This window comes from Methylophilus sp. Leaf416 (genome assembly GCF_001424665.1).
GTDB lineage: Bacteria > Pseudomonadota > Gammaproteobacteria > Burkholderiales > Methylophilaceae > Methylophilus.
The window spans coordinates 125,899-152,475 of sequence record NZ_LMQS01000005.1 but is presented as its reverse complement, the minus strand read 5'-3'; the positions used below and the strand labels follow the sequence as shown (position 1 = coordinate 152,475).

General features: G+C 49.4%; 23 protein-coding genes. 8 read left to right on the top strand and 15 right to left on the bottom strand.

From position 1 onward, the window contains the following. The first annotated feature begins 461 nt into the window (after positions 1 to 461). From ASG34_RS12855 to ASG34_RS12830, 6 genes are all read left to right on the top strand, one after another. Complete coding sequence (locus ASG34_RS12855) at positions 462 to 1,184, top strand: cytochrome b/b6 domain-containing protein (protein ID WP_055831163.1); 723 nt, start codon at positions 462 to 464, stop codon at positions 1,182 to 1,184. Positions 1,185 to 1,223: 39 nt separating this feature from the next. Next, entirely contained in the window at positions 1,224 to 1,688 is a 465-nt protein-coding gene (locus ASG34_RS12850; RefSeq protein ID WP_055831160.1) for a c-type cytochrome, read from the top strand. A gap of 115 nt (positions 1,689 to 1,803) precedes the next feature. Continuing rightward, complete coding sequence (locus tag ASG34_RS12845; protein WP_055831158.1) at positions 1,804 to 3,129, top strand: MdtA/MuxA family multidrug efflux RND transporter periplasmic adaptor subunit; 1,326 nt, start codon at positions 1,804 to 1,806, stop codon at positions 3,127 to 3,129. Positions 3,130 to 3,144: 15 nt separating this feature from the next. Continuing rightward, entirely contained in the window at positions 3,145 to 6,228 is a 3,084-nt protein-coding gene (locus ASG34_RS12840; RefSeq protein ID WP_304437823.1) for an efflux RND transporter permease subunit, read from the top strand. Further along, the gene (locus tag ASG34_RS12835; protein ID WP_055831156.1) at positions 6,228 to 9,326 is read left to right on the top strand and encodes an efflux RND transporter permease subunit; all 3,099 of its coding nucleotides are present in this window, start codon (positions 6,228 to 6,230) and stop codon (positions 9,324 to 9,326) included. Before ASG34_RS12840 ends, ASG34_RS12835 begins: the two co-directional genes overlap by 1 nt. Then, positions 9,323 to 10,717 carry an efflux transporter outer membrane subunit gene (locus ASG34_RS12830; RefSeq protein WP_082504914.1) on the top strand — a complete coding sequence of 465 codons (1,395 nt, stop codon included), beginning with the start codon at positions 9,323 to 9,325 and terminating at the stop codon, positions 10,715 to 10,717. The genes ASG34_RS12835 and ASG34_RS12830 overlap by 4 nt, the downstream gene beginning before the upstream one ends. A gap of 75 nt (positions 10,718 to 10,792) precedes the next feature. On the opposite strand, the gene ASG34_RS12825 is transcribed toward ASG34_RS12830, so the two are convergent. From ASG34_RS12825 to pabC, 8 genes are all read right to left on the bottom strand, one after another. Continuing rightward, on the bottom strand, positions 10,793 to 11,128 hold the full coding sequence (locus tag ASG34_RS12825) for a hypothetical protein (RefSeq protein ID WP_229008318.1): 336 nt from the start codon (positions 11,126 to 11,128) through the stop codon (positions 10,793 to 10,795). Between the two features lie 146 nt (positions 11,129 to 11,274). After that, a complete protein-coding gene (locus tag ASG34_RS12820) occupies positions 11,275 to 12,036 on the bottom strand; it encodes an MBL fold metallo-hydrolase (protein ID WP_055831151.1) in 762 nt (253 codons plus the stop codon). Then, positions 12,027 to 12,803: a TatD family hydrolase gene (locus ASG34_RS12815; RefSeq protein ID WP_055831150.1), complete on the bottom strand. Its 777-nt coding sequence runs from the start codon at positions 12,801 to 12,803 to the stop codon at positions 12,027 to 12,029. Before ASG34_RS12815 ends, ASG34_RS12820 begins: the two co-directional genes overlap by 10 nt. Before the next feature lie 18 nt (positions 12,804 to 12,821). Next, positions 12,822 to 13,193 carry a PilZ domain-containing protein gene (locus ASG34_RS12810; protein ID WP_055831146.1) on the bottom strand — a complete coding sequence of 124 codons (372 nt, stop codon included), beginning with the start codon at positions 13,191 to 13,193 and terminating at the stop codon, positions 12,822 to 12,824. 23 nt (positions 13,194 to 13,216) lie between these two features. Continuing rightward, a complete protein-coding gene (gene holB / locus ASG34_RS12805; RefSeq protein WP_055831144.1) occupies positions 13,217 to 14,212 on the bottom strand; it encodes a DNA polymerase III subunit delta' in 996 nt (331 codons plus the stop codon). Beyond that, positions 14,209 to 14,814 (bottom strand): dTMP kinase, encoded by a 606-nt coding sequence (gene tmk / locus ASG34_RS12800; protein ID WP_055831143.1) that lies wholly within the window; start codon positions 14,812 to 14,814, stop codon positions 14,209 to 14,211. Before tmk ends, holB begins: the two co-directional genes overlap by 4 nt. Before the next feature lie 30 nt (positions 14,815 to 14,844). Further along, positions 14,845 to 15,846: an endolytic transglycosylase MltG gene (gene mltG / locus ASG34_RS12795; RefSeq protein WP_055831142.1), complete on the bottom strand. Its 1,002-nt coding sequence runs from the start codon at positions 15,844 to 15,846 to the stop codon at positions 14,845 to 14,847. A gap of 21 nt (positions 15,847 to 15,867) precedes the next feature. After that, positions 15,868 to 16,707, bottom strand: a complete 840-nt coding sequence (pabC, locus tag ASG34_RS12790; RefSeq protein ID WP_055831141.1) for an aminodeoxychorismate lyase — start codon at positions 16,705 to 16,707, stop codon at positions 15,868 to 15,870. Between the two features lie 199 nt (positions 16,708 to 16,906). Between pabC and ASG34_RS12785 the strand changes: the two genes are divergently transcribed. Further along, positions 16,907 to 17,386: a hypothetical protein gene (locus tag ASG34_RS12785; protein WP_156376488.1), complete on the top strand. Its 480-nt coding sequence runs from the start codon at positions 16,907 to 16,909 to the stop codon at positions 17,384 to 17,386. Between the two features lie 54 nt (positions 17,387 to 17,440). On the opposite strand, the gene ASG34_RS12780 is transcribed toward ASG34_RS12785, so the two are convergent. The 7 genes from ASG34_RS12780 to ASG34_RS12755 form a co-directional block, all read right to left on the bottom strand. Next, positions 17,441 to 17,941 carry an aminoacyl-tRNA deacylase gene (locus ASG34_RS12780; RefSeq protein WP_055831132.1) on the bottom strand — a complete coding sequence of 167 codons (501 nt, stop codon included), beginning with the start codon at positions 17,939 to 17,941 and terminating at the stop codon, positions 17,441 to 17,443. A 45-nt stretch (positions 17,942 to 17,986) separates the two neighbouring features. Next, entirely contained in the window at positions 17,987 to 18,361 is a 375-nt protein-coding gene (locus ASG34_RS12775; protein ID WP_055831130.1) for a nucleotide pyrophosphohydrolase, read from the bottom strand. Positions 18,362 to 18,397: 36 nt separating this feature from the next. After that, positions 18,398 to 19,612 (bottom strand): putative bifunctional diguanylate cyclase/phosphodiesterase, encoded by a 1,215-nt coding sequence (locus ASG34_RS14200; protein WP_255352321.1) that lies wholly within the window; start codon positions 19,610 to 19,612, stop codon positions 18,398 to 18,400. 3 nt (positions 19,613 to 19,615) lie between these two features. Continuing rightward, entirely contained in the window at positions 19,616 to 20,629 is a 1,014-nt protein-coding gene (locus tag ASG34_RS14195; RefSeq protein WP_235559803.1) for a PAS domain S-box protein, read from the bottom strand. 253 nt (positions 20,630 to 20,882) lie between these two features. After that, entirely contained in the window at positions 20,883 to 22,034 is a 1,152-nt protein-coding gene (locus tag ASG34_RS12765) for a THUMP domain-containing class I SAM-dependent RNA methyltransferase (RefSeq protein ID WP_055831128.1), read from the bottom strand. A gap of 70 nt (positions 22,035 to 22,104) precedes the next feature. Continuing rightward, entirely contained in the window at positions 22,105 to 22,899 is a 795-nt protein-coding gene (locus tag ASG34_RS12760; protein WP_055831126.1) for a polyamine aminopropyltransferase, read from the bottom strand. Further along, entirely contained in the window at positions 22,899 to 24,812 is a 1,914-nt protein-coding gene (locus tag ASG34_RS12755; RefSeq protein ID WP_055831124.1) for a ribonuclease catalytic domain-containing protein, read from the bottom strand. Before ASG34_RS12755 ends, ASG34_RS12760 begins: the two co-directional genes overlap by 1 nt. A gap of 171 nt (positions 24,813 to 24,983) precedes the next feature. Between ASG34_RS12755 and ASG34_RS12750 the strand changes: the two genes are divergently transcribed. After that, on the top strand, positions 24,984 to 26,570 hold the full coding sequence (locus ASG34_RS12750; RefSeq protein WP_055831122.1) for a protein adenylyltransferase SelO: 1,587 nt from the start codon (positions 24,984 to 24,986) through the stop codon (positions 26,568 to 26,570). Positions 26,571 to 26,577 lie beyond the last annotated feature (7 nt).

Genomic DNA, 26,577 nt, shown 5'->3' with positions numbered 1-26,577 from the left:
TAAATTTTAATTTATTAAAATCAATGCATTATCGGAAAAACTTTAACCAATAAATTAATAAGAAATTATTTCGAATTCTATTTATATTTAAAACAGCTGTTTAAATTTCAACACTTGCCAGAACAGACTGTTGCCATTGAAACAAATCGTCAATTTTCAAAGCACACGTGAAGCTGCTTCTATATCAACAGTTTGTTTTTAAAACTGCTCAGATACAAACAGTATTAACTCAGAACACAAAATATCGCGATTTTGAGATAACCCCCTTTAAAAAATTTGTATATAAAAATCATCATGTTAAAACATGTACTGCATAAATCATCCAATCAGATGGGCGGCAAAACAACATGGCATATTTTCTGCTAATAGTCATCGCTGAAAGCATCACCCTTATTGATGACTAACTTTTTTATCCGGACTTATTTGTCTATTAATTAAAGCAACTGGAATTTAAGCGACACATGCAAGACACCACCATAAAAGTCTGGGACCTTCCACTACGACTTTTTCATTGGCTATTAGTCATTACAGTCACAATCTCATATCTGTCTGTGAAAACCGACTGGCTGGATGTGGATATCCACTGGTATGCGGGTCTGTCCATTACTTTCCTGGTGTTATTCCGTTTAAGTTGGGGGATTGTTGGCACACACACCGCCAGATTTACACAGTTCTTCCCTACCCCGCGCAAGCTGCTGAATTACTTTAAAAGTTCGTGGCAGGGCGTTGGACACACACCAACCGGAGCATTGTCAGTGATTGCGCTCCTGTTATTACTGGCGGGGATGGTTGCGACCGGCGTAATTGCAAGTGATGACATCACGCTGCAAGGTCCGTTAGCCAAATATGCAGATGAAGCACTGAGCGACCAGATGTCCGAATTACATTCCCTGCTGTTTAATGTATTGCTGGGCCTGATCGTTTTGCATGTCCTCGCTATCGTTTTCTACGGGTTATTCAAAAAAGACAACCTGTTAAAACCAATGATCAGTGGGAAAAAGTCCGTGCCCCTTGCCGCATCATTAACGCTTCCGCCTATCGGTAAAAGGCTGGGATGGCGCTTACTGTTTAGTGTAATCACTGCTGGCGCATTGACCTGGCTGCTGTTCAGCCCGCAAGCGCATACCTTTTTTTACCAGCCCCCGCCTGCCCCAGTTGTGCCTGCTTCACAGCATGCATGGTAACGACAGGCGTTTTTATCATCAATTTCAAGGAAAAAATACATGAAAATTCAGACAATCCTGTGCGCGTTTTTGATGTTGCAAGGAGCAGCAGCCTCTGCTGGCCCGATTGAAGATCAGATCAAGTTCCGTCAATCTGCTTACAGCTTTATTGGCTGGAATACCAACAAAATCAAAACCCAACTGGACAATCCGGATACACTGTCAAAAGAAGAAATAGTTGCCGCAGCGAATGCCATTGCTGCTGCTGCGAATTCGGGACTGGGCGCGCTATATGGCCCGGGGACGGACAAAGGCGAAGGCTGGAAGAAATCCAGGTTAAAATCTGAGTTCTTTGAAAAACCTGAAGAAGCAAAAAAAGCAGCCTTGCAGTTCAACCTGGAAGCCAATGAGTTTGCCAAGGTAGCAGCCACTGGCGATGTAGGCCAGATCAAAGCCAAGTTTGGCAAACTGACGCAGTCGTGCAAATCCTGCCATGACAGCTTCAGAGAAAAAGATGTGAAATAAGCATTACTGTTTATTTCTATTTTGAACATGCACGGCGGCTGGCATTTGTCAGCCGCCGTGCGTATGTATAGCAATTAAACAAACCCCTTAACCGCCTGTAGATGCATGAGCCAGTATGTCTTTTAAAAAACTAATATTTCTAGCCTTATTCAGTGTGATCCTGATCGGGGGTTCCATGTGGCTTTGGCGGGCTTATGAAGAACGGAACGGAGTTGTTGCGGATGAAGCAGACCCTGCCGCATCTCATGATGCAGACCATAAGAATGGAGGTAAACATGGGCCGGGCAGTGGTCGCCATCGTGGTGACAAACCTGTGCCAGTGTTGGTGACAGCAGTTGTCAAAGCCGATGTGCCTATCATCCATTCGGCCTTGGGCACTGCAATTCCCTCCGCGGTAGTCGCTGTTACCAGCCGTGTCAACGGTCAGCTGATACAGGTGGCTTTTAAAGAAGGTGAACTGGTCAAACAAGGGCAGTTGCTGGCAAAGATAGACCCGAAACCATTTGAAACGGCGCTGGCACAAATCCAGGGCCAGGCCGTACGCAACCAGGCATTGCTGAAAAACAGCCAGATTGACCTGGAGCGTTTTAAAACGCTGCAATCGCAAGATTCGATTGCGTCACAGCAGGTAGACTCACAGGCTTCACTGGTACAACAATACCAGGGTACGGTACAAGCTGACCACGCCTCGGTGGAGAATGCCAGGCTGCAACTCGGTTATACCAATATTATTGCTCCGGTCAGTGGCCGTATCGGTTTACGCCAGGTAGATAGCGGCAACAATATCACTACCACAAACCCGATTGCAGTTATTAACGCTATCCACCCGATTCATGTGGTGTTTACACTGCCTGAAGACAAAATCACGCAGCTGGTCCAACAGACACATACACCAGGCAGCCATCATAAATTCAAGGTGGAAGCCTGGGACAAAGCAAATAATACCAGGCTGGCCAACGGCTTTTTGACCAGTATTGATAACCAGATTGACACCACCTCTGGCACGCTGAAACTCAAGGCGGAATTTTCCAATGAAGACAATCGCCTGTTTCCCAACCAGTTCATCAATGTCCGCCTGTATAGCGACACCATACGGAATGCCAGTGTTATTCCAGTCAATGCTTTACAGCATGGGCCGGACGGCGCCTTTGTTTACAAGATTGTGCGTGACGAGAAAGGCGACAAGGTCATCCTGCAGCCGGTCACCGTTGGTCACACTACCGGTGAAATTGCAGCCATCACAAATGGTCTCGCTGTAAATGACCAGGTAGTCAGCAGCGGCATAGATAAACTGAAACAGAATGCCAAAGTAAAAATTAAAAATCCGGCCAATGCATTTGACGATAAAGACGAGCCAGGTGCCGAAAAAAAATCCAGGCGTCCTCACGGTGCTGGCTCTCCGGACCAGACACATAAACGCCGTTCGGATGCGCCTGCTTAAGCAGCGCACTGGTTGATGATGAATCCGTCTCGAATTTTTATTTTGCGCCCGGTGGCGACCTCGCTGCTGATGCTGGCCATCTTGCTGGCTGGCATTCTGTCATACAGCCTGTTACCCAAGTCCGCTTTACCGCAAGTTGATTACCCGATCATCCAGGTGGTGACTTTGTACCCTGGCGCTAGTGCTGAAGTAATGGCAATGAATGTCACTTCACCGCTGGAAAGGCAGTTTGGCTCTATGTCCGGCCTGGCTCACATGTCTTCTGCCAGCTCTGGCGGTGCCTCGGTGATCACGCTGCAATTCAGCCTGAAAACCAGCCTGGATGTGGCTGTTCAATCTGTGCAGGCAGCCATGAATGCCGCCAGCAGCTTTTTACCTGCCGACCTGCCAGCGCCACCGATCTATAACAAAGTTAATCCTGCCGATGCACCGGTATTAACACTGGCGGTAACCTCCTCCACTTTGCCGTTACCAAAATTGCGTGATCTTGTGGATACCCGTATGGCGCAGAAAATTGCGCAAGTGAATGGTGTCGGACTGGTCAGTGTCGATGGCGGTCAAAAACCGGCTATTCGTATTCAGGTAAATCAATCCGCTTTAGCCGCCTACGGCCTGGGCTTGAATGACTTGCGTACCCTGATTGATAGCGCCAACTCTAACCAGGCCAAAGGCAATATTGATGGCCCACTACTGGCTTATGAACTGGATGCCAACAGCCAGCTGCGCTCTGCAGAGGAATACCGTCAATTGATTGTTGCTAATGTCAACGACAGGCCGGTAAGGTTAAGCGATGTCGCAGACATTAAAGAAGCACAGGAAGACATGTATCTTGCTGCCTGGGCGAATAAAACCCCAGCTGTACTCGTCAATATCAAGCGCCAGCCGGGTGCCAATGTCATTGAGGTGGTTGAACAGATACAGGCCAGATTGCCCTCATTGACTGCGGGATTACCTGCCGATGTTGAAATCAAGGAGTTAACTAACCGCACCCATACCATCCGTAGCGCACTGCACGATGTGCAGTTTGAGCTGATGCTGGCAGTCGGTTTGGTGGTGATGGTGATTTTTCTTTTCTTGCGCACCGCAGCCGGCACCCTGATTCCCAGCCTGACTGTTCCGCTATCTTTGGTGGGTACCTTTGGTGTCATGTATGCCGCTGGCTTTAGTATCAACAATCTGACATTGATGGCACTCACCATCGCCACCGGTTTTGTGGTGGATGATGCGATTGTGATGATTGAAAACATCGCCCGACACATTGAAGAAGGTGAAAGCCCACTTGAGGCTGCATTGAAAGGTGCCCGCCAGATTGGTTTTACCATTATCTCGCTGACATTTTCACTGATTGCGGTACTGATACCACTGCTTTTTATGGGCGACGTGATCGGGCGTCTGTTCCGGGAATTTGCCGTGACACTGGCGGTAGCCATTTTGATTTCAGCGGTGGTGTCATTAACGCTTACCCCTATGCTATGCGCACGTTTACTCAAGGCCGCCCCACCGCAGCATGATAAGCGCCCAACATTCAGCGATAAGGTGATCGAGATTTACGGTCGTTACCTGAAGATTTCCTTAAATCATCAACCTTGGGTGCTGGCTATTGCAGGGCTATCATTCCTACTGACGGTTGCGCTGGCGATCGTGATTCCAAAAGGCCTGTTTCCGGTACAGGACACCGGTTTTATCCAGGTAATTACCGAAACACCAGGTTGGGATGCCTTCAGGCAAGTCAGCCTGAAGCAACAGCAGGTTGTAGATGAAATCCTGCGTGACCCGGATGTAGACAGCGTGTCATCAGTGGTGGGCATTGATGGCGTGAATACCACCCATAACAGTGGCCGCCTGTTGGTTAACCTCAAACCTTATCCCCTGAGGCAATCATCAGCCACAGCAGTAATCAGCAGATTAAAGCGTACCCTGGATGAAACCTCACCGCTTATCCTGCATATGCAGCCGGTGCAGGACCTGACGCTGTCAGACCGTATCAGCCGTACCCAGTATCAATACCTGTTGACTAGTACCGATCCGGATGCATTAACCCAGATACTGCCTGCGTTTCTTGAAAAACTACGCAGCCTGCCGCAAATCACAGACGTAGCCAGCAATCAGCACGATGACGGATTACGCGCCGCCATTGTCGTGGACAGGGACAATGCCGGCCGTCTTGGCATCACCATGGCGGATGTTGACAATGCTTTATACAGTGCATTCGGCCAACGCATGATTACTACTATTTTCACACAGGCAAATCAATACCGCGTGATCCTGGAAGCGCAGCCCTCCCAAAGCCCGGGGCTGGCTGCGCTGGAACAAGTATTTGTTTCCAGCAGCAACGGTCGGCAAGTGCCACTGGCAAGTATCGCGACTGTCAGCGAAAAACCTGCTTCCCTGGTGATATACCGAGAAGACCAGCTGCCTTCGATTGAAATCGGCTTTAACCTGGCCGCGGACTATGCGCTGGGTGACGCTGTGTCTGCGATTACAAGGGTCAGGCAGCAGATGCAATTTCCGGCAACAATCATTAGCCGTTTTCAGGGTGCGGCATCGGCATTTATTGCCGCACTGGATAACGAGTTATTTTTAACGCTGGCGGCAATCACTACCATGTACATCGTGCTCGGCATTTTGTACGAAAGTTATATTCATCCCCTAACCATATTGTCAACACTCCCCACTGCAGGCGTAGGTGCTTTGCTGGGCCTGATGGTGACCAATCATCCATTAAGCGTGATCGCGATCATAGGGATTATTCTGCTGATTGGTATTGTGCAGAAAAATGCCATCATGATGATTGATTTTGCACTCGAGGCTGAGCGCGAGCATGGCAAATCCCCTCTGGAAGCCATCTACCAGGCCTGCCTGTTACGCTTCCGGCCTATCCTGATGACTACCCTGGCAGCGCTGTTCAGCGCCGTACCACTGGTTCTGGGCGATAGCCCCGGCTCAGAGTTACGCGCGCCGCTGGGAATTGCGATGATAGGTGGCTTGCTCTTGAGCCAGCTGCTGACCTTATTTACCACACCGGTGGTTTACCTGACTTTTGATCGCCTTGCCAAAACCTGGCAGACAGCAAAGCAGAAAACGGCGAGGCCAACCTGATGGCATGGTTGACCTTGTTCCTGCGACGACCGATTGCCACCACCTTACTGGCGGTGGCAATCGCGTTGCCGGGGATTGCAGCTTATTTTGCCTTGCCTATCGCGTCCCTCCCGCAAGTTGAAATGCCCAGTATTGATGTATTTGCAAGATTGCCGGGGGCCAGCGCAGAAACCATGGCTTCTGCGGTAGCATCGCCACTGGAACGCTCCCTGGGCAATATCGCCGGTGTCAATGAAATGACATCCAGCAGTTCCAAAGGGCAAACCCGGGTCAGTTTGCAATTTGACCTGGACCGAAATGCAGATGGCGCAGCACGTGATGTGCAGGCAGCCATTAACGCAGCGGTGCCTTTGCTGCCTGCCGGCATGCAAAGCAACCCGACCTGGCGCAAAAGCGGCTCCAACATGATTATGCATATTGCATTGACTTCGGAGCGCTACAGTCGACGCGAACTGTACGATATTGGCCTGTCACTGATCGGTCAGCGTATTTCCCAGGTCGATGGTGTAGGCCAGGTGAATGTGAATGGCAGTGCCCTGCGATCGGTGCGCGTTGAAGTTAACCCGCTCACTGCGCATCAATATGGTATTGCCCTGGAGCAGATACGCAATGTGATCGCAAATACCAACGCGCATCTGCCGAAAGGCTTTGTTGAAAATGATGACAAGCGCTGGCAGCTTGATGTGAATGACAGTGGCAATAAAGCCGCCGACTTTGAAGATTTAATCGTGGCCTGGCGCAATGGCGCCCCTATCCGCCTGCACGACATTGCCGATGTCAAGGACTCGGTACAAGAGCTACGCAGCACGGGCAGTGTCAATGGCAAGCCAGGGGTAGTGATCTCAGTCAATAATATTCCCGGCACCAATATTGTCGCCACCGTGGATGGCATCAAGGCCTTATTGCCAAAACTGAAACCCTTGCTGCCGCCCGGCATTGAAATGGAAGTGCTGATTGACAGGAGTACCATCGTCAGGAAGTCACTGCAGGAAGTGGAACATACGCTGTTGATTTCCATCGTGCTGGTGATCCTGGTGACTTTCGTGTTTTTACGCAGTGGCCGCGCTGCGCTGATTCCAAGTATCGCCATCCCGGTTTCACTGCTGGGTACCCTGGCAGTGATTTATTTATGTGGCTTCAGCCTGAATAACTTAACGCTGATGGCGCTGATTATTGCCACCGGTTTTATTGTGGATGATGCGATTGTGGTGGTTGAAAACACTATGCGTCATATTGAACATGGGTTAAAGCCGTTGCAGGCGGCGTTCCAGGCGGTGCATGAAGTATCTTTTACCATTATTGCCATGAGCCTGTCGCTGATTGCTGCCTTTATCCCCTTGCTGTTCATGGATGGCGTGATCGGGCGTATTTTCCGCGAATTCTCCATCACCCTGGCCAGTGCAGTGGTACTGTCATTGCTGATTACATTGACGCTTACCCCGGTACTATCCTCACGATTACTGAAATCCGATCCTTCACCCAACAGGCTGTCACGCGCGCTGGCGAGCATTTTCGATATTCCGCACCGGGCTTACTACAAGGCATTGCAGTGGGCGATCCGCCATTCCGCGCTTATCCTGGTGCTGTTTTTTGTGGCGATAGGCAGCAATGTCTACCTGTATTCCATCGTGCCCAAAGGCTTCTTCCCGTTACAGGATACCGGCAGGTTGCAAGGCAACTTTGAAGGTGATCAGAACCTGTCGTTCTGGGCAATGCGTGAAAAAGTCGACCAGTTCATGCGCGTGATTGCCAGTGACCCGGATATAGAAACTTATTATGAATACACCGGTGGCTTTGGCGGCGGACAGTCCAATACCGGCATGTTGAATGCTCGCCTTAAACCCAGGAAAGAGCGCGAAGCATCCGCACAGGAGATTGTGGACAGACTACGCCCGCAACTGGACAGGGTAGCCGGTGCTTCGCTTCGTTTACGGCCGCAGCAGGAATTTAATATTGGCGTACGACCCGGTTCGGCTGAATTTCAATATACCCTGCTCTCCAGCAACATCGAGGATTTGCGTAGATTCTCGCCGCAATTGAGAGATGCACTAACTAAACTGCCGCAACTGACCGATGTGAGCAGTGATGCACAAGATAAGGGTTTACAGGCAAACCTGGTGATAGACCGTGATGCTGCGGCACGGCTAGGTATTACCCAGCGCCAGATTGATGCTTCATTAAACGATGCCTTCGGCCAACGATTAGTGTCTACCATTTATGAACCATTGAACCAGTACTTTATTGTGCTGACGCTGGCACCACGGTTTGCAGAAGGACCGGAATCATTAAACCATATTTATTTAAACAGCCTCCAGAACCAGCGTATACCCTTGTCCAGCATAGCGCGCTGGGAGCTGGTCAATACCCCGCTGGCAGTCAATCATGAGGGGCAGTTTGCCGCCGCCACCATTTCCTTCAATATTGCGGAAGGCTATGCACTGGATGCAGCCAGCCAGGCGATTGAAGCAGCTTTTGTATCCCTGGACCCACCAGAAAGCATACATGGATCATTCTCAGGTAAAGCAAAAGCATTTAAAGAATCCATGGATAGCCAGCCCTGGCTGATTTTGACTGCACTAGTCACAATTTATATCGTGTTGGGAATACTTTACGAGAGTCTGATACATCCCATCACGATACTTTCCACCCTGCCCTCGGCCGGGATTGGAGCATTAATGGCCTTATTGCTATTTGACAGTGAGTTGACGATTATCGCCATGATAGGCATCGTGCTCCTCATCGGCATCGTGATGAAAAACGCCATCATCATGATAGATGCTGCGCGCTACATCATCCAGCACCGAGGCACCTCTCCTGATAAAGCGATTGTAGAAGCCTGCATGCAACGCTTCCGGCCGATTTTAATGACTACATTTGCGGCTGTGCTGGGCGCACTGCCCCTGCTTTTTGGCGTAGGCGATGGCGCCGAAATTCGCCAGCCACTAGGTATTTCGATTGTGGGCGGTTTACTGTTAGGGCAAGTTTTAACCTTATTCACTACCCCGGTCATTTACTTGTATCTGGACAAGCTGAATCAGTTTAGAACAAAAAAAACACAACGAACAACACCTGTTTCAACAAATATCACATCTGTATGAAAAATATCAAATTGAGCTTTCTGGTAATCGCTGGCCTGTTGCTGGAAGGCTGCAGCGTATGGGAAGCCTATATCCGACCCACAATGGTGATCCCCGAGCAATATAAAGAAGCGAGTGCGTTTGCCGGCTGGAAAGCGGCGACGCCAGGTAGCCCTGCATTGTCTGACAAATGGTGGGATCGCTACCAGGATGCACAGCTCACTCAACTGTTACTGTCAGCTAACCAGGCAAATTACTCGATCCTGATTGCTGAAGCCAATTACCGCCAGGGCCTTGCACTGGCGAGAGGCAGCCGCGCCCCCCTGTTGCCGGCAATCAACGGGCAATCAGCCATTATCCGTGGCAATAACAGCAATTCGGGCGCAAGCACTGAGCTTAGTATAGGCATTAGTGCCAGCTGGGAAATCGATTTATGGGGCAGGATACGCAACAGCATATTGGCAGGTGAGGCAAATGCGGAAGCTAATGCAGCAGACCTGGCTGCCGTGAAACTATCCGTACAATCCGCACTTGCACAAACCTATTTTCAGTTACGCATACTGGATTCGCAAAAATTATTGCTGGATACCACGGCGCAAAGTTTCGAGCGTTCATTGAAACTTACCATCAACCGTTACAACGTCGGATTAGCCTCCCGTACCGAAATCGCCCAGGCCGAAACACAATTACGCAATACCCGGGCGCAAGCAATCGACATCACTGCAGCGCGTGCGCAACTGGAACACGCAATAGCAGTCTTGATAGGAAAAGTCCCGGCCGAGCTATCGATCCCGTCTAGCCCCTACAAGCAAGTGACTGGTATTGCTTTTCCGATTGCAGAAGCCAGCTTGCCTTCCAGCCTGCTGGAAAGAAGACCGGATATTGCGGCTGCCGAACGCCGCATTGCCTTGGCTAATGCGCAGATCGGCGTTGCACGAGCGGCACTATTCCCGACCCTGAGCCTGGGTGCAGGCCTGGGTTACAGCAACGATACGCTGGGCAACCTGTTATCGCTGCCGAACCGCGTATGGTCGCTAGGCCCGGCATTGGCGGGCCCTATCTTTGACAATCAACTACGTCAATCGCAAACGGATGCAGCGATTGCCCGTTATGACGCCAGCGTTGCCAGCTACAAACAGACAGTTATCAACGGGATACGTGAAGTAGAGGACAATATGGCGTTGCTGCGTATTCTGGAAGCGGAAGCGGTGGAACAGGAAATCGCCGTAAAATTCGCGCGTGAGGCAGTTGAACAAACTGAAAACCGCTATCGCGCGGGTATCAGTGAATACCAGAATGTAGTGATTGTTCAATCGGCATTATTGAATGCAGAGCGCAATTTGCTCACTATTACCGGCCGGAGATTTAATGCTTCTGTGGCACTCATGATTGCGTTAGGCGGCGTACATTAGCTATTTGAGAGTTTGTGGAAGTTACAAATAAAAAAGCTGTGTCCACAGACACAGCTTTTTTAATCATCCAGGGAATTAACGATTATTGAAATATCCAATATTCATCACTCTATCGTTCACAAAAGTCACTTCGGTTTCTTTATAGGTATTTTTGGCATCATATTTAACGATGTTTTTGTAGTACCACATTTCCACTTGTACCGGCTTGGAGCTTTTCTCTTGCCCACCCACGCCTGCAATCATGTTACTCGCATTGCTAGGCTTTACTGATTGCTGTTTCTTGAAGGGTTGGCCCAGTTTTTCCAACACTACTTTTTTTGACTTGCCGCTAAAATTATCAATGAATTCGTTTTCATTGTAGGTTTTGCCAGCGAAGGCTGATGCCACGTTGCTGAACATCACCAGTGCCATAACAACAGCCGAAATCTTTGCATAAAACTTCATGTTTATTCCCTGTGATCCAAATTCAATTTTACAATTATCGTGTTTGTGAAAGTATAACTGTTTATCACCTTATTTGGTTGACTGCAACCACGGTAAACTTGTTCACGTCCTGGTCAGATGGTTAGCTGCAAGCCATCGTAACCCACTTCAACATTGGCCGGCAGTGTTGCCTGTAGCGCATGATATTCCAGCTCGTGGGTCATATGAATCAGCACATTGCGTTTGGCACCTATGCGGCTGATCAGCGCCAGAGATTCACTGAGGCTGACATGGGTGGGGTGCGGGGTTTCACGCAGGCAATCTATGAGTAACAGATCCACATCCTTGAGCAACTCGTAAGAAGATTCGGGGATACTGGACACATCCGTCATGTACACCAGATTCCCTATACGATAAGCATAAATACGTATCTTGCCGTGCATCACCGGGATGGGCGTCACGGCCTGCCCCGCCACTTCAAACGGTGTTTCTACCACATGGGCTGCCAGCACGGGCAAATCCCAGAAGTTACTGGGCTCGCGTAAGGTATAGCCAAATTTATCCTGGATATGGCTGATCGCTTCAGGATAGCTATACAGGGGAATCTGGCAACGGTTGATCTGGCAAAAAGCACGCAAGTCATCAATACCATGTAGATGGTCGGCATGGGTATGGGTAAACAACACTGCATCGACCCGCTGCATATTTTCACGCAGTGCCTGCTGGCGTAAATCGGGCGAAGTATCAATCAGGATCACATGACCATCATCCAGCGTCACCATGCTGGAACAACGTGTGCGCTTGTTGCGGTGGTCAGTGGAGACACAAGTGGCACAAGGGCAACCCACCGCGGGAGTGCCTGCACTGGAACCTGCACCAAGTATGGTTAGTTGCATGGCTGCGCGTGCTTAAACAGGCTGAAAAAGTTGCTGGTAGTGGCATCCATTACTTGTTGCAATGGAATATCGCGTAACCTGGCGATTTCTTCAGCTACGTGGCGCACATAGGCAGGCTGGTTGGTTTTGCCGCGGAAAGGAATAGGCGCCAGATAAGGTGAATCAGTCTCGATCAGCATCGATGCCAGTGGCACTTTCTGCGCCACTTCTTTCAAGGCGACGGCATTTTTAAAAGTGACAATCCCGGAAAATGAAATATAAAACCCCATTTCGATGGCGCCTTGCGCCACTTCCCAACTTTCGGTAAAACAATGCATCACGCCGCCCACTTCTGCTGCGCCCTCTTCCTGCATGATACGCAAGGTATCTTCGGCTGCATTGCGGGTATGAATGATCAGCGGTTTACCAGTGGCCCTGGCAGCGCGGATATGGGTGCGGAAGCGTTCACGTTGCCAGTTCAGGTCACCAGTCAGCCTGAAATAATCCAGTCCGGTTTCACCGATGGCCACCACGCGCGGATTATCGGCCAGCGAGACCAATTCGGCTACGGTTGGCTCCTGGATATCTTCATAGTCAGGATGCACGCCAACAGAAGCATATATATTCGGGTACTGCTCGGCAAGCGCCAATACTTCGGGAAACTTATCCAGTGTGACCGATACACACAAGGCATGACCGACCTCATTGGTAAGCATGCTGGCGCGTACCTGGTCGATGTTTTGCGCCAGTTCGGGAAAGTTAATATGGCAATGCGAATCTACAAACATGAATAATCCAAAAACCTGCTAGATAGTATGGGTTGCGCGACTGGATTTAAGCGCTGCGCCGAGTATGGTTTCAATGCGTTTCTTGGCCTCTACGCCGCCATCGCGGTCACTGAACTGGATGCCTATGCCCTGCGGTTTATTATTCACTGCCTGTGGCGTGATCCAGATCACTTTACCGACAATCTTCAGCTTGTGCGGGTCATCCAGCAAGGTCAGTAGCATGAATACTTCCTCGCCCATTTTGAAGGGTTTGCTGGTTGGGATAAATAGTCCGCCACCTTTGACAAAAGGCATGTAAGCAGCAAACAAGGCAGCTTTTTCACGGATAGCCAGTGACAGCACGCCTGGCTTGGCAGGGCTCATCGTCGATGGTGGTTGGGTGTCAGTCATGCATGGACTCCTGGGCTAATCTATTAGCCAAACATCTTCTTGTATTGGAGCAATAATTGCTCCAATTGCAATTCCTGGTTTAACGGGTGCTGTGCGGTCATTTTAAAACGATTTAACTGCTGTTGAAATGCCAGCAGGCGTGCTAACTCAAGTTTCGATGCAAGTGTTTGTAAAGTAGCTGACTCGGCCGGATGGTAGCGTAAGGGCAGTTGATGCCGCGACAGCCATAAATCCAGCAGCCATTTTTGCAGCACCTGAATGGCTGCGCTCATCCCTTGTTTGATCAATATACCACCTGCCAGCGCACTATCCATGGCAGCACCACGCGAAAGGTGCGGGCTCCACTGCTGGTACCAGCCATACCAATCCAGGTCATCCTGCTGAATAGTCGTCGGTGCACCACCACTATAGTGCCAGAGCCATTCGGCCTGCGCGACCGATTGTAACTGCAACCATTGCAAGCCCTGCTCATGCGTTGGCACCGGCATATCCACCTGCATGCAACGACTTAAAATGGTGGGTAATAAGGCCTGGCGCTGATGCGAAACCAGCAGGAATTGCGTACGCTGCGGAGGTTCTTCCAGTAATTTCAACAATGCGTTGGAAGCCGCAACATTCATTGCTTCCAGGGGGTGAATGAGTACCACACGTATGCCTCCTGCCTGGTGGCTGGTCAGGGCCAGGTAATCATTCAATGCACGAATCTGGTCAATCAGGATCTGCTGGCGTTTACGGGTTTTCTTTTTTGCGCTATCTGCGACTTCGTCATCTTCCGGCGTGATTTCCCTGAAATCAGGATGCGCCCCCTCTGATAGCCAGTGACATGACTGACATTGACCGCAGGCAATCCCGTTTTGCTGTGGTTGCGAGCATAACAGTCCTGCTGCCAGTGTATTTGCAAATGCCAGTTTGCCTATCCCGGCCTTGCCATGAAACAGCAAGGCATGGTGGCGGCTCTCGCCTGCATGCACCCAATGTGTATACAGCGATTCTTGCCATGGATATACATTATTAATCATAATGATATGATAATTTCTTCAACTGATTTCTTTACTTCTTCCAAAGACCTGTTGGCATCAATCACGCGGAAACGTTGTGGATATTCAGTCGCACGCGCAAGATATTGGGCGCGTAATTTGGCAAAAAATTCAATCCCCTGCGCTTCAAATTTATCAGGTGTGCGTGCCCCAGCCAGGCGCTGCATACTAACCTCTACCGGCACATCGAACAGCAAGGTGATATCTGGCTGCAAGTCACCCTGCACCCATTTTTCAAGAGACTGCATTTTAGCTAAAGGCAATCCGCGTGCGCCACATTGATAAGCATAGGAAGCATCGGTAAACCGGTCAGACAAAACAATCGCGCCGCGTGCCAATGCCGGAAGGATTACCTGCTGCAGATGTTCCGCACGGGCAGCGAACATCAGTAATGATTCGGTTTCCACATGCATCTCTTTATGCAAGAGCAGTTCACGCAACTCTTCACCCAACGGGGTGCCGCCGGGCTCGCGGGTAGAAACCACTTCACGGCCAGACTTTGCCAGCAATGCCAGTATGGTGGGAATATGCGTACTTTTACCCGCGCCATCCATGCCTTCAAGTGTAATAAACAAACCTGCCATTACTTTATTTCCCAACTCATGCTGTTGTCATTAGTGTTTCTTTAATTGATAGGCGCGCACGGCCTTGTTATGGTCTTCCAGCGTACTGGTAAATACATGCCTGCCCTGCCCGTTTGCCACGAAATACAACGCCTTGGTATTGGCGGGATGTAATGCCGCTTGAATAGACGCCAGGCCTGGCAAAGCAATTGGCGTTGGCGGTAAGCCACTGCGCGTATAAGTATTGAAAGCGGTATCCGTCAGTAAATCCCGTCGCGTGATATTGCCACGATACCGGCTGCCCATGCCATAAATCACGGTCGGGTCAGTCTGCAAACGCATGCCCAGCCGCAAACGATTGACAAACACACCGGCGATTTGCGGACGCTCCACTTCAACGCCAGTTTCTTTCTCAACGATGGAGGCCATGATCAGTGCTTCGTATGGCGTTTTATAAGGCAAGCCGGATTGACGTGTCTCCCACGCAGCAGATAAATACTGCGTCATTTTCTGGTAAGCACGCTTATACATTTCCGTATCACTGCTTTGCTTGTCAATAAAATAGGTGTCCGGAAAAAACCAGCCTTCAGGAGGCTTGGCTTCACCGCTAACCAGTTCCATTAACTCACTATCAGATAAATGTTGTGTCTCATGCCGTATGCCAGGCATTTGCGCCAGCTTCTGCCTGAAGTCGCTAAAGGTCTTGCCTTCAGTCAACTGAAGTTTAAGCTGATTAAATGTGCCATGCTTGAGTACGTCAATCAGGCCCAGCACTTGCAAAGGCGCATTTAAAGCATAATCACCGGCCTGAAGTCGGCTGCCGCTCCCTGTCAGTTTGACCACCGCCAGGAAACTATAAGGCTCTTTCAACACCCCTGCCGACACCAGTTGGTCTGCAATGCCGCGCACACTGGCGCCGGCGGGAATCTGCAAGCCTATGGTTTCAGAAACCATAGGCAATGGCCGTATCATATAAATGACTAGCCAGAGCGTGAGCGCCAGTCCGCATGACCCCAGAACCGCTAACCCGTATTTGAAGCTTTTCTTAAACATGTAGTGCCTGATAAAAATCTTTTAATGCGTTACATAATGCAGCTGTGACCGGAGCTCTTTCGCCCAGTGATTGGTCGCAACCGGCTGATCGTCAATATGCGACACCTGCAACACACCATAAACACTATTCACGATGACAATCGCTTCTGCATTGAGCAAATCGTCCATGGTTAATGTGCTTACCAGCACGGTCTGGCGTTGCGTTTTATACCAATCCAGTATTTTCTGCCGCATCACACCTGCCACACCGCAACTCTCCAGCACTGGCGTCATCACCACGCCATCCTTGCGGATAAACAGGTTACCGCTTACCGCCTCAATGACATGGTCATCATAGTCGCGCAATAAACCGTCAAAAAATTGCGGGTCTTTCAGCTCGCCACGCGCGAGGACGTTTTCCAGGCGGTTTAAATGCTTGATACCGGCCAGTAAAGGCTGATGCGCCAGCCGCGTCTGGCAGGTATATAGCGCCACACCATTCGCATAAATCTCCGGCGGATAATTTGGTAACGGGCTCTGTATCAGCACCCGTGTGGGTTCACTCACTGCCGGTGGCGCATAGCCACGCGCGCCCTCGCCACGCGTAATCATAATCTTGAGGATACTGAACTGCGTATCTTCTTCACTGGCAGACGCCATCAAGTATTTGAATTCCTGCATCAGTAATTCGGCAGAAGGACACACAATCTGGATTTTGCTGCAATCTGCCACCAGGGTCTGGTAATGCAAAGGCCAGTCTTGCAGCTCACCATTCAACAAACGCATGGTGCGAAAAACACCATCGCCATAAGCAAAGCCACGGTTGGTCGGCGCGATGCCATTGACCAGTTTGCCATTGATGCAATAGCGGACAGTTGTCATCTTGAGAAGGGAAAATTGATGTGTCTGAACAAGGCTGAAACCTTACCATAAAACCGGAAAAAACCACGCACCTAACGGCATAAATCAACCATGAAGGAGTAGCGTTACAAAGAATTGAACAATTTTCTAAAGTTTAATGGTTGGATGCCGTTAACAAGATGAGGCGTATTGTATCTGCAATATTATGGGAGGCATCAGCATGTCATTGTCCAGCATCCAGACTAACCTGGCCGCATTGATCAACAAAGCATATAGCGCTGACAATAGCGCAACGAAGTCCGCTGCATCCACACAGGCTAGCGCAACAGCGAGCACAGCCAAAACCGCGGCTAGCGCTCAGAAAGATGCCACGACTGCTGCCGATACCGCAACAGACAACCCAGCTGGCGCCAGTGCGCAGGTGACATTAGGACAATCGGGCAACACAACAGAAATCTATACCGCACAAGGCCTGTTACAGCAAATGCGGCAGATTCAGCTCAGCAATACCATGCTGCTGTTTGGCAGTGAAGAAGAAAATGCCGAAGACAGTACCGGCTTAATGGGCATGTTTGGCAGTGAAGGTGATACTGAAGGGGAAAGCGATTGGACCGAGTCCATTAGCCAACAGCCGGATAAAGCCGCGATAATGGTTGAAAAGGCCAAGAATAGTTCGATTAAGACCATGCTGGGTGGTTAAGTCAGCTTAGCTAGCTTTTTTTGTTTCTTTACATTGTAAGGTTCGAGAAGAATCTTAAGCTTCAGGCTTCACAAAACTGCCACTTTCTTTATCATTCAGCAAGCTCAGCAAATCTGCTGAGCGCAATGCCAGCGCATAACCCAGTACCCCGCTGCCTATCACTACAGTTTCATATTCTGCAATACTGCTGTCCACCAGCACGCGCAAATCGTCCGGCAAAGCTATCGGTGGTACTGCGCCAACTACATAGCCAGTCACTTCTGGCACTTCGTCATACTCTGCCATACGGCATTTACGCTCATTCAGGTGTTTGCGTAATAAAGCCCAGTCTGCACGGCCACTACCGGCTACCGCCAGTAAACTGAACCCGCTGTTTTCGCCTTTAAAAACTATGCTGCGCACCACTGATTGCGGTTGCAATCCTTGGCCAGAAAGCAATTCTTCAAGGCTGCGGATGGGTTTTTTATCTTCACTCAGAGGAATTTGAATGACCTGGAATTGAATGCCTTGCTGTTGTAGCAGGTTGGTCACAGCAGATTTAAAACTGGAGGTCATTGGCGGCATCCTTAATTATAAATTAGTTTAAGTATTTAACTCAAATCATTGATATTTAGTGTATTTATCGTTACTACCTTTACATTTTTCTATCGGATATTTCTGGGCATTCAGATCGATTTTGGCATTAGTCGCAGCAATCAAATCAATTCCGCAGACTTCGGCGATGCGCATCAGATAAACAAAGGTATCCGCCAGCTCATGCCCAACTTTTTCTTTGGTTGCTTCATCCAGCTGGTGGCTTTCCTGCTCAGTCATCCACTGGAAATGCTCTACCACTTCAGCCGCTTCCACGATCATCGCCATCGCCAGATTTTTGGGGGAATGAAACTGTGCCCAGTCACGCGCCTCCACAAATGCATTGATACGTCGACGTAAAGTCAGCAAAGAATCAGTAGTCTGGTTTTCGGGTTCGGTCATAAATAAAATTATTCAAAAATAAAAGGGCGGCAAGGTTTATTGCTGTGCAAGCAAGGCTTCAAATTCATCTGCAGGCAAAGGCCGACTAAACAGGTAACCTTGCATCTCATCACAATCATGCGATTTCAAGAACTCTAGTTGTGCCTGAGTTTCAACGCCCTCGGCAATGACGGTTAACCCCAGACTTTGGGACATTTTGATGATGGCAGTGACAATTGCCGCATCGTTGATATCAATTTGTATATCACGAATAAAGCTTTTATCAATTTTAATGGTATTCACTGGCAGCAGCTTGAGATACGAGAGGCTGGAGTATCCAGTTCCAAAATCATCTACCGATAGCCGGACCCCCATCTCTTTTAATTTATTCAAATCATGAATCACAGTCGCCTCACTCTGAAACGCAACGCTTTCAGTCACTTCGAGTTCAAGATTATAGGGTTGCAGACCGGTTTGTAATAACACTTTCATGACTTCCTGCGTGAAGTGAGCGTGATGTAATTCCACCACAGAAACATTAATCGCAATCGGAATCTCGGGCAAGCCGGCATCTTGCCATTTTTTATTTTGCGTACAAGCTTCCCGTAATACCCAGTGACCAATGCCCTTGATCAAGCCAGACTCTTCAGCAATCTTGATAAAGCGATCTGGCATCATCAGCCCCCATTCCGGGTGCGACCAACGGATAAGCGCTTCAGCGCCAATAATCTTGCCAGTTTTGATACTGACTTTAGGCTGATAAAACAACAGTAACTCATTGTTTGAAATGGCTTTTTGTAGACTGTTTTCCATCGTGAGCTGGGCCGCAACACGCGCACTCATTTCTTTGGTAAAAAATTGGTAATTATTTCTACCTGAATTTTTAGCATGATACATCGCAGCATCTGCATGTCTCGTTAACACATCCACACTATCGCCATCATCAGGATAAACGGCAATACCAATACTGGCGGTAATATACAACTCGTGATTAGCGATGTTGATCGGGTCTTTAATGGCAGAAAGTATTTTTTGTGCGATTTCGGCAGGCACCGTGTCATCATTTAATTCGGGCAATAACACGACAAACTCGTCTCCGCCCTGGCGACTGAGTGTGTCAGAGGCTCGAATGCACATTTGAAGCTTTTTACTCATGACTTTGAGCAATTGATCGCCAACTTCATGGCCCAGGGTATCATTCACCCGTTTAAAATGATCTATGTCAAAAAACAGAATCGCAAGCTTGGAATCCCTTCTTTTCGCCGCACTAATCGCTTACGTGATACGGTCTGTCAGCAACAATCGATTCGGCAAATCGGTCAGGTAATCATGCTCGGCAAGATAAGTCATTTTTTGTGCCATCTGGCGTGCATCACTCACATCATGAAACACCAGCACCACGCCTAAAATGGCGCCATTCTGATCGCGAATCGGCGCTGCTGAATCCTCAATGGCATATTCAGCGCCTGATTTGGCAATCAGCAAGGTATGATTGGCCAGCCCGCAAACTTTGTTGTGTGCCAGCACCACATCTACCGGGTTGGCTGCCAGCTTGCGGGTGCTTTCATTCAAAATCCTGAATATTTCCAGAATAGGACGCCCCATCGCCTCTCCTTTGCTCCAGCCAGTCATTTTTTCGGCCACCGGATTAAGATAAGTCACCTCGGACTGCATATTGGTGGTAATTACCGCATCCCCGATAGATTCCAGCGTGACAATCGCCAGTTGCCTCTGGTTAAACAGCTCCAGCTCCGTGTGTTTTCTTTGTTCTATCTCCTGACGCAAACTCACATTGATATTGCTCAAATCTTCAGTGCGTTCTTTAACCAGATGTTCAAGATTCAAATTTAATTTTGCCAGCGCCTGTTCTGCCAGTAATCGTTTCTGTACTTCAGATTCCAGCCTGGCAATGGTTGTTTTCAGCTGTTTTGTGCTGGTAATCGTCAAGGCAACCGGCATCAAACGCCACAGCATGATTGCGGTAATCCCTGAAGCCACAGCCGTCACGCTTTTCATAGCGGCATCTAGCCAATAGGCAGGCTCCCAAATGGTTGCAATCGCAATCAAATGCGTCGTTCCACAGGCAAAGATGAACACTGAAAACATGACGAATACCCAGTTAAACTCGAGATCAGCGCGTTTTTTAACCAGGTAGAGCAATGCAATCGGGATCGTGTAGTAGGAAATTGCTATGACAGTGTCGGAGACAACATACATCCACAGCAGGACGGGCGTCCATAAATAGCAATGACCATGCGGCATAAAGTCGCCAGGGACCAACCAACTCAATAAAGCATCCATACAAAGCCTCTTCGTTGATTCTTAGTATTGGTGAAATGTAATGGTTAAAGCTGGGTTCCCACAGTAAATGCAGGAAATGATATAGCGATAATATTTACGACTATAATTTATACTAAAATATAGATATGTGACTCAAATAAAACAATGATTAACATTTCAACAAAGCATCCGCTTCAACGTTGTATTGCATGCTTGAATGCGCCATCACATGCATGGCTAACATATTGGCGGATATAGAATACTAAGAGACCTGCTTACGGTTGCTACCTGCCACCATCTTGATTTCAAATAAACGGCATTCGAGCGGGCCGTTGAACAATGGTGTTTTTTTGCTTGGGCTTAAGCGCATCAGTTTGGGCATACGTAAATCGTTGGTCAGGAAGTACGTATTCCAGCCACTGAATTGCTGTTTAAGTGTGGCAGCCATTTGTGGATATAACTCGGCCAGTGTTTCATCTTCACCGATGCGTACACCATATGGTGGATTCGCCACCAGTACGCCGCTGTCGGCGGGTGGAGTGAGTTTGGTAAATTCGATATGGCTCAGTTGTACCGCTTCGCTCCAGCCGGCCATTTCCAGGTTTTGTTTGGTGACACGCACGGCTCTAAGATCCATATCTGAACCATAAATCTTCTGGAAGCTGACAGGTTTCACGGCTTTGGCGGCCGCATTGCGGATTTTCTTGAAAGTATCTGATTCAAAGTTTTTGAGTTTTTCAAAACCGAAATTGCGGTTCAGGCCTGGCGCAATATTCAGCGCCATCATTACCGCTTCCTGCAGGAAGGTACCGCTACCACACATCGGGTCCAGCAGTGCCTGGCCTGGTTGCCAGCCGGAAAGCTTTAAAATACCAGCCGCCAGGTTTTCACGCAGAGGCGCTTCAATGGTATTTTTACGGTTGCCGCGCTGGTATAACGGGTTGCCTGATGTATCTACATACAGGAGAAAACGGTCACTGGTTAAATAGACATGTACACGGATATCCGGCTCACGTGTGTCAATATTGGGTCGGCTACCCACGGCCTGGCGGAATTTATCGCAAATGGCATCCTTGACGCGCAATGTAATGAATTCCAGGCTTTTTAACGGGCTGCGCACCGCGGTGACTTTCACCATCATGCTGTATTTCACATTGAACCAGTTCGGCCAATTCACTTTAAGTGCACCTTGGTAAATGTCTTCTTCCGTTGCGTACTGTCCGTTGCCGACTTGCATGAGCACACGGGTGGCCACGCGTGAATGCAGGTTGATCTGGTAACACACGCCCAGGTCACCGCTAAAGCTGGCACCGCCATCGGTAGGTTTGATGTCATTGGCGCCGCTTAGCGTCAATTCCTCAACAAGTAAGGTTTCTAAACCGCGCGGACAGGTTGCAAAATAATGGTTACGCATTTTTATCTCTGATTTTCTAGTTGAATATCAACTTAATGGTTGAGCAGTGAGCCGCTGTTGCAGGCTTTAACTAATCTCTGCTCAATGTGAATACTTTGCCGTCATTTGGGTTTGCGCCCTGTAAACGGTCAATTAAATCCAGGAACTGGATTGCATGCGTTTGCATGGCTTCCTGCGCACGTTTCCGCAGTGTGATTAAATCCGGCATGGCCAGTTCAGGCTTAAAGCCAAACACAATGATATTGCCCGGTTTGCCGGTAGGCATCATCAACACGCGCTGGTCAAATGTTTGCTCGATGCGCTGCATGTAGATATCAAACTTTTTGTCTGAACCCCATAAGTTAATGGCAAACAGGCCATCCGGCGTCAATGCCTCGGCGCAATCGTCAAAAAATGCCTGCGTGCAAAAGTCAGGCGGCAGGCCGTTGCTGCCAAACGCATCCATCATGAGCCAGTCACAACTCCCAAGATGCTGCTGAATATAGGCAATACCGTCACCTTCAATAATGTTCAGCCGCGCATCATTCTCCGGCACAAAAAAATGGCTGCGCGCGACCTGGATAACTTGCGGGTTCAGTTCAATGACAGTTTGTTTAATCTGTGGGCAGGCTTGCCAGACATATTTGGCAATCGATCCGCCGCCCAGCCCTACGAGTACGGCATTGCGGACATCCGGCTTGAACAATAGGCTGCTCAGCATACCCCACGAATACGCCAGTACCAGCGCAAACGGGTCTTTCACCTTCATGCTGCTTTGAATCGTCGGCGAACCCAGGTGCATAGAGCGCACGCCATCGACTTCGGTGACTTCGACCATTTCGAGATCAGAAATCGCTTTATGAATTTTGCGGTTAAATTTAAACATTATGCGTTTTCCGCCGCATCTGCAGGCGCGTCGCCTGTTTCGGGGACTGAGGCTATTTCAGTGTTGTCAGCGACCGTTTCTTCAATCACGCGCAAGAACTTGGACTCAAGTTCCATCAGCAAAGTATCTATTTTTTGCACTGACAATTGCACTTTGCTGCCAGGCTTTAATACCGGCATGCCATAGACTTTGGTCATGTAAGGCAAGCCGCTGAGGCGGACCAGGTTCTCGCGCCAGACGGTGGCTTCCACTTCCTGGATGTTTTCCTGTACCAGGTATTGCAGGCACCAGTAACGCTCCATACGGGTCTGGAATTCGTTATAGGCATTGTAAGTCTGGTCAAAATTGCGCATATGACCGACGATTTCATCGCCATTGACGGCGTAGACTGGTTCCTGCATCGTCAATACGCTGATAATCTGGCGTTGATTGATTAAATCAACCGCACGTCGCAGCGGAGAAGTACACCAGGCATATTGCGCCACACCTAACCCCTGGTGACCCTCGGCCTTGGTTGTCATATACACTTTGCCGCCATTCTGTGCACGGTAAATCCCCGGCACATTATGCTCAGCCAGCAATAAACCCCACTGGCTATTCGCGGCAATCATTAATTCAGCCACCAGTTTATCCATAGGCGAACCGCGCTGGCGGTTGATGATGCTGACGATCCCATCGGTAACGTAGAAATTGTAATCTACCGGTTGCGGCCTGGTCGGGTCGTATTTGCCACGCGCTTTTTCCAGGCTTTCAGCAAAGTGGAACAGGAACACCAGCGGCTGCCACAACGGGTGGCCGCTATCGGTCTCCAGAGTATTCTCGTTAAAATAAGGCTCTAAAGTGTCATGGCGCAAGTTGTGCGCGATCTGCACGCGTTCCAGGCGGCTATGCCGTTGGACAACGCTGAAATCAGCGGCAACTTCTAGATACAGCGACAAGGCAGGCTTGGTTTCGCCGGCATCGAGGCTGAACGGGCGGATGGCGGTTTCGGGCAGCATGGTGATTTTATGACCAGGCATATACACGGTAGACAAACGCTTCATGACTTCGTGATCTAGTGACTCACGCGGCGTCACCCCCAATGCTGGCGCGGCAATATGAATACCTACTTGCGTATTGCCGTTTGGCAAGGTTGTCACGGATAAAGCATCATCAATCTCGGTAGTCGTGCTGTCATCGATACTGAATGCCTGCACTGTTGATATTAGCAGATCCGCAGGCAAAGCACCCAATGAGAACTCAGGGAACGCAGTGCCATTGGCAAAATACTCACGCAAAAAAGCGCCGAGGTGATAATCGTGGATAGACGGGATCGCCCCAGCATCGTACAGCACCTGCACCGGTAACTTTTTGAGCTCGGTGGCCGCCTGCTCCAGCGCTTTCCATTCCATGGCGTTTTTATCCGGAGCATACAACAGCTGGTCGAGCTTGGCAGAGAAGCTTTCAGGTAACTGTCCGGAAGTCAGCTGCGCGGTCATCAACGCCATCAGCTCGGCTTGCTGGCGTTTTTTCTCGACGCCAGCCATGGCAGCTTTCAAGGTTTCTTCCGGCGCGGCTTTATACTGCCCTTTACCCTTGCGATAAAAATACATGGGTGCACTGTGCAGTTTGATCGCAATCGCCGCTGCTTGCTGGCGGCTGGGTTTGCCGCCATAGTATTCTTGCGCCAGTGACTCAAAACCGAATTCTGATTCACCGCTGCATTCCCATAAAAAATCAGTATCCAGGGTTTCTGCTTCAGTTTGTGCGGCCTCAAGAAAACCGGAAAGGCTGCCCTCAAAGCGCATTAACACATTGGCGGTTTTGATCTTGCTGCGTTTGCCAGTGCTGGCCTCGACTTGCATGCTGCTGTCAGCTTCAGTCATGATGGAAGCGACTTTGAAGCCACCGTCTTCTTCGTAAAAAACATTCATTGCGGGAGATTTGAGGTGTGGATGACACACGATTGAATTCAAAACGCTATTTTACCCGAGAAGCATGTACTTTTTGGCAGAGATTGAACTTTAGCCGGTTGCGGTGACTAAATTAAGCCAGGTGTTAATTAACATAGTCGTCATAAAGGGATACCCTCTACAATAGAGCATATGAAACCGCTGATATTTGATAACCGTTTTATTCGTGAACTACCCGGTGACCGCATTACCGATAACTACACCCGCCAGGTAAGCGATTGCCTGTGGTCAGCCGTGCAACCGACGCCGGTCAAGCAACCCAAATTACTTGCTTACAGTCCGGAGGTAGCTGCCATGCTGGGCCTGAGCGAAGCTGATATGCATGATCCGGAGATGGTACAAACGCTAGGCGGCAACGGTGCCTTGCAAGGCATGTTTACCTATGCGACGCGATACGGTGGCCATCAGTTTGGCAACTGGGCCGGGCAACTGGGAGATGGACGTGCTATCTATCTGGGTGAGTTAGTTCATCAGCAAAATCGTTTTGAGCTGCAACTCAAAGGTGCAGGCGAAACGCCTTACTCTCGCCGCGCTGATGGCCGCGCTGTATTGCGCTCCAGCCTGCGTGAATTTTTATGCTCCGAAGCCATGCATCACCTGGGCATCCCCACCACTCGCGCCTTGAGCCTGGTCACGACTGGCGATTCCGTGGTGCGGGATATGTTTTATGACGGTAACCCTGAGTTCGAGCCAGGTGCGATTGTTTGCCGGGTAGCGCCTTCATTTATCCGTTTCGGCCACTTTGAAATACTTGCCAGCCGCAATGAGTTGCCGTTACTCAAGCATTTTATCGGGTTTACGATAGACAGGGATTATGCCGATTGGTGGCCCAGCACAGGTTTGCTACTGGATGTAGATAATCCAGGCCCAGGGATGATTGAAGCGTGGTTCAGCGAAATATGCGCCCGCACAGCGATCATGGTCGCGCACTGGATGCGGGTTGGCTTTGTGCATGGCGTCATGAACACCGACAACATGTCTATTCTCGGCCTGACCATTGATTATGGCCCATATGGCTGGGTAGATAATTTTGACCCGGGATGGACACCGAATACTACTGACGCACAAGGTCGTCGCTACTGTTTTGGTCGCCAACCGGATATCGCGCGCTGGAATCTTGAGAGGTTAGCAGACGCACTAGCAACTGTGCTGCCCGAAAACAATGGTCTATCAAATGGACTCAATCATTTTGACACGGTGTATTTTGATGCACTGACGACATCGCTGGCTGGCAAATTTGGCCTGGATACCTGGCAAAACGGCGATGGCGAGTTGATCAACGACATCTTTGAGCTGATGCAGCGCGCAGAAGTTGACCAGACTTTATTTTTTACCCAGCTCAAGCAGCTGGACATCAACCAACCGCAAGTCGCCGTGCTTGCGGAAGCTTTCTACACGGAACAAGGCTTGAAACAATTTGGGGAAGATATCCAAAGCTGGTTGCATCGCTATAGCCAGCGTTTGCAGCAATCAACACTTTCGCCAGAAAAACGGCTGCAACGCATGTCAGAAAATAACCCGATTTATGTGTTGCGTAACTACCTTGCTCAGGAGGCGATTGACCTCGCCACCCAGGGCGATAATTCACGGCTGCTGACCTTGCTTGAAGTATTGCGTAACCCATACACCGAGCAGCCTGGCATGTCTGCATTCGCACAAAAACGCCCGGACTGGGCCAGGCAAAAAGCCGGTTGCTCGATGTTATCCTGTAGCTCATAATTGAAAA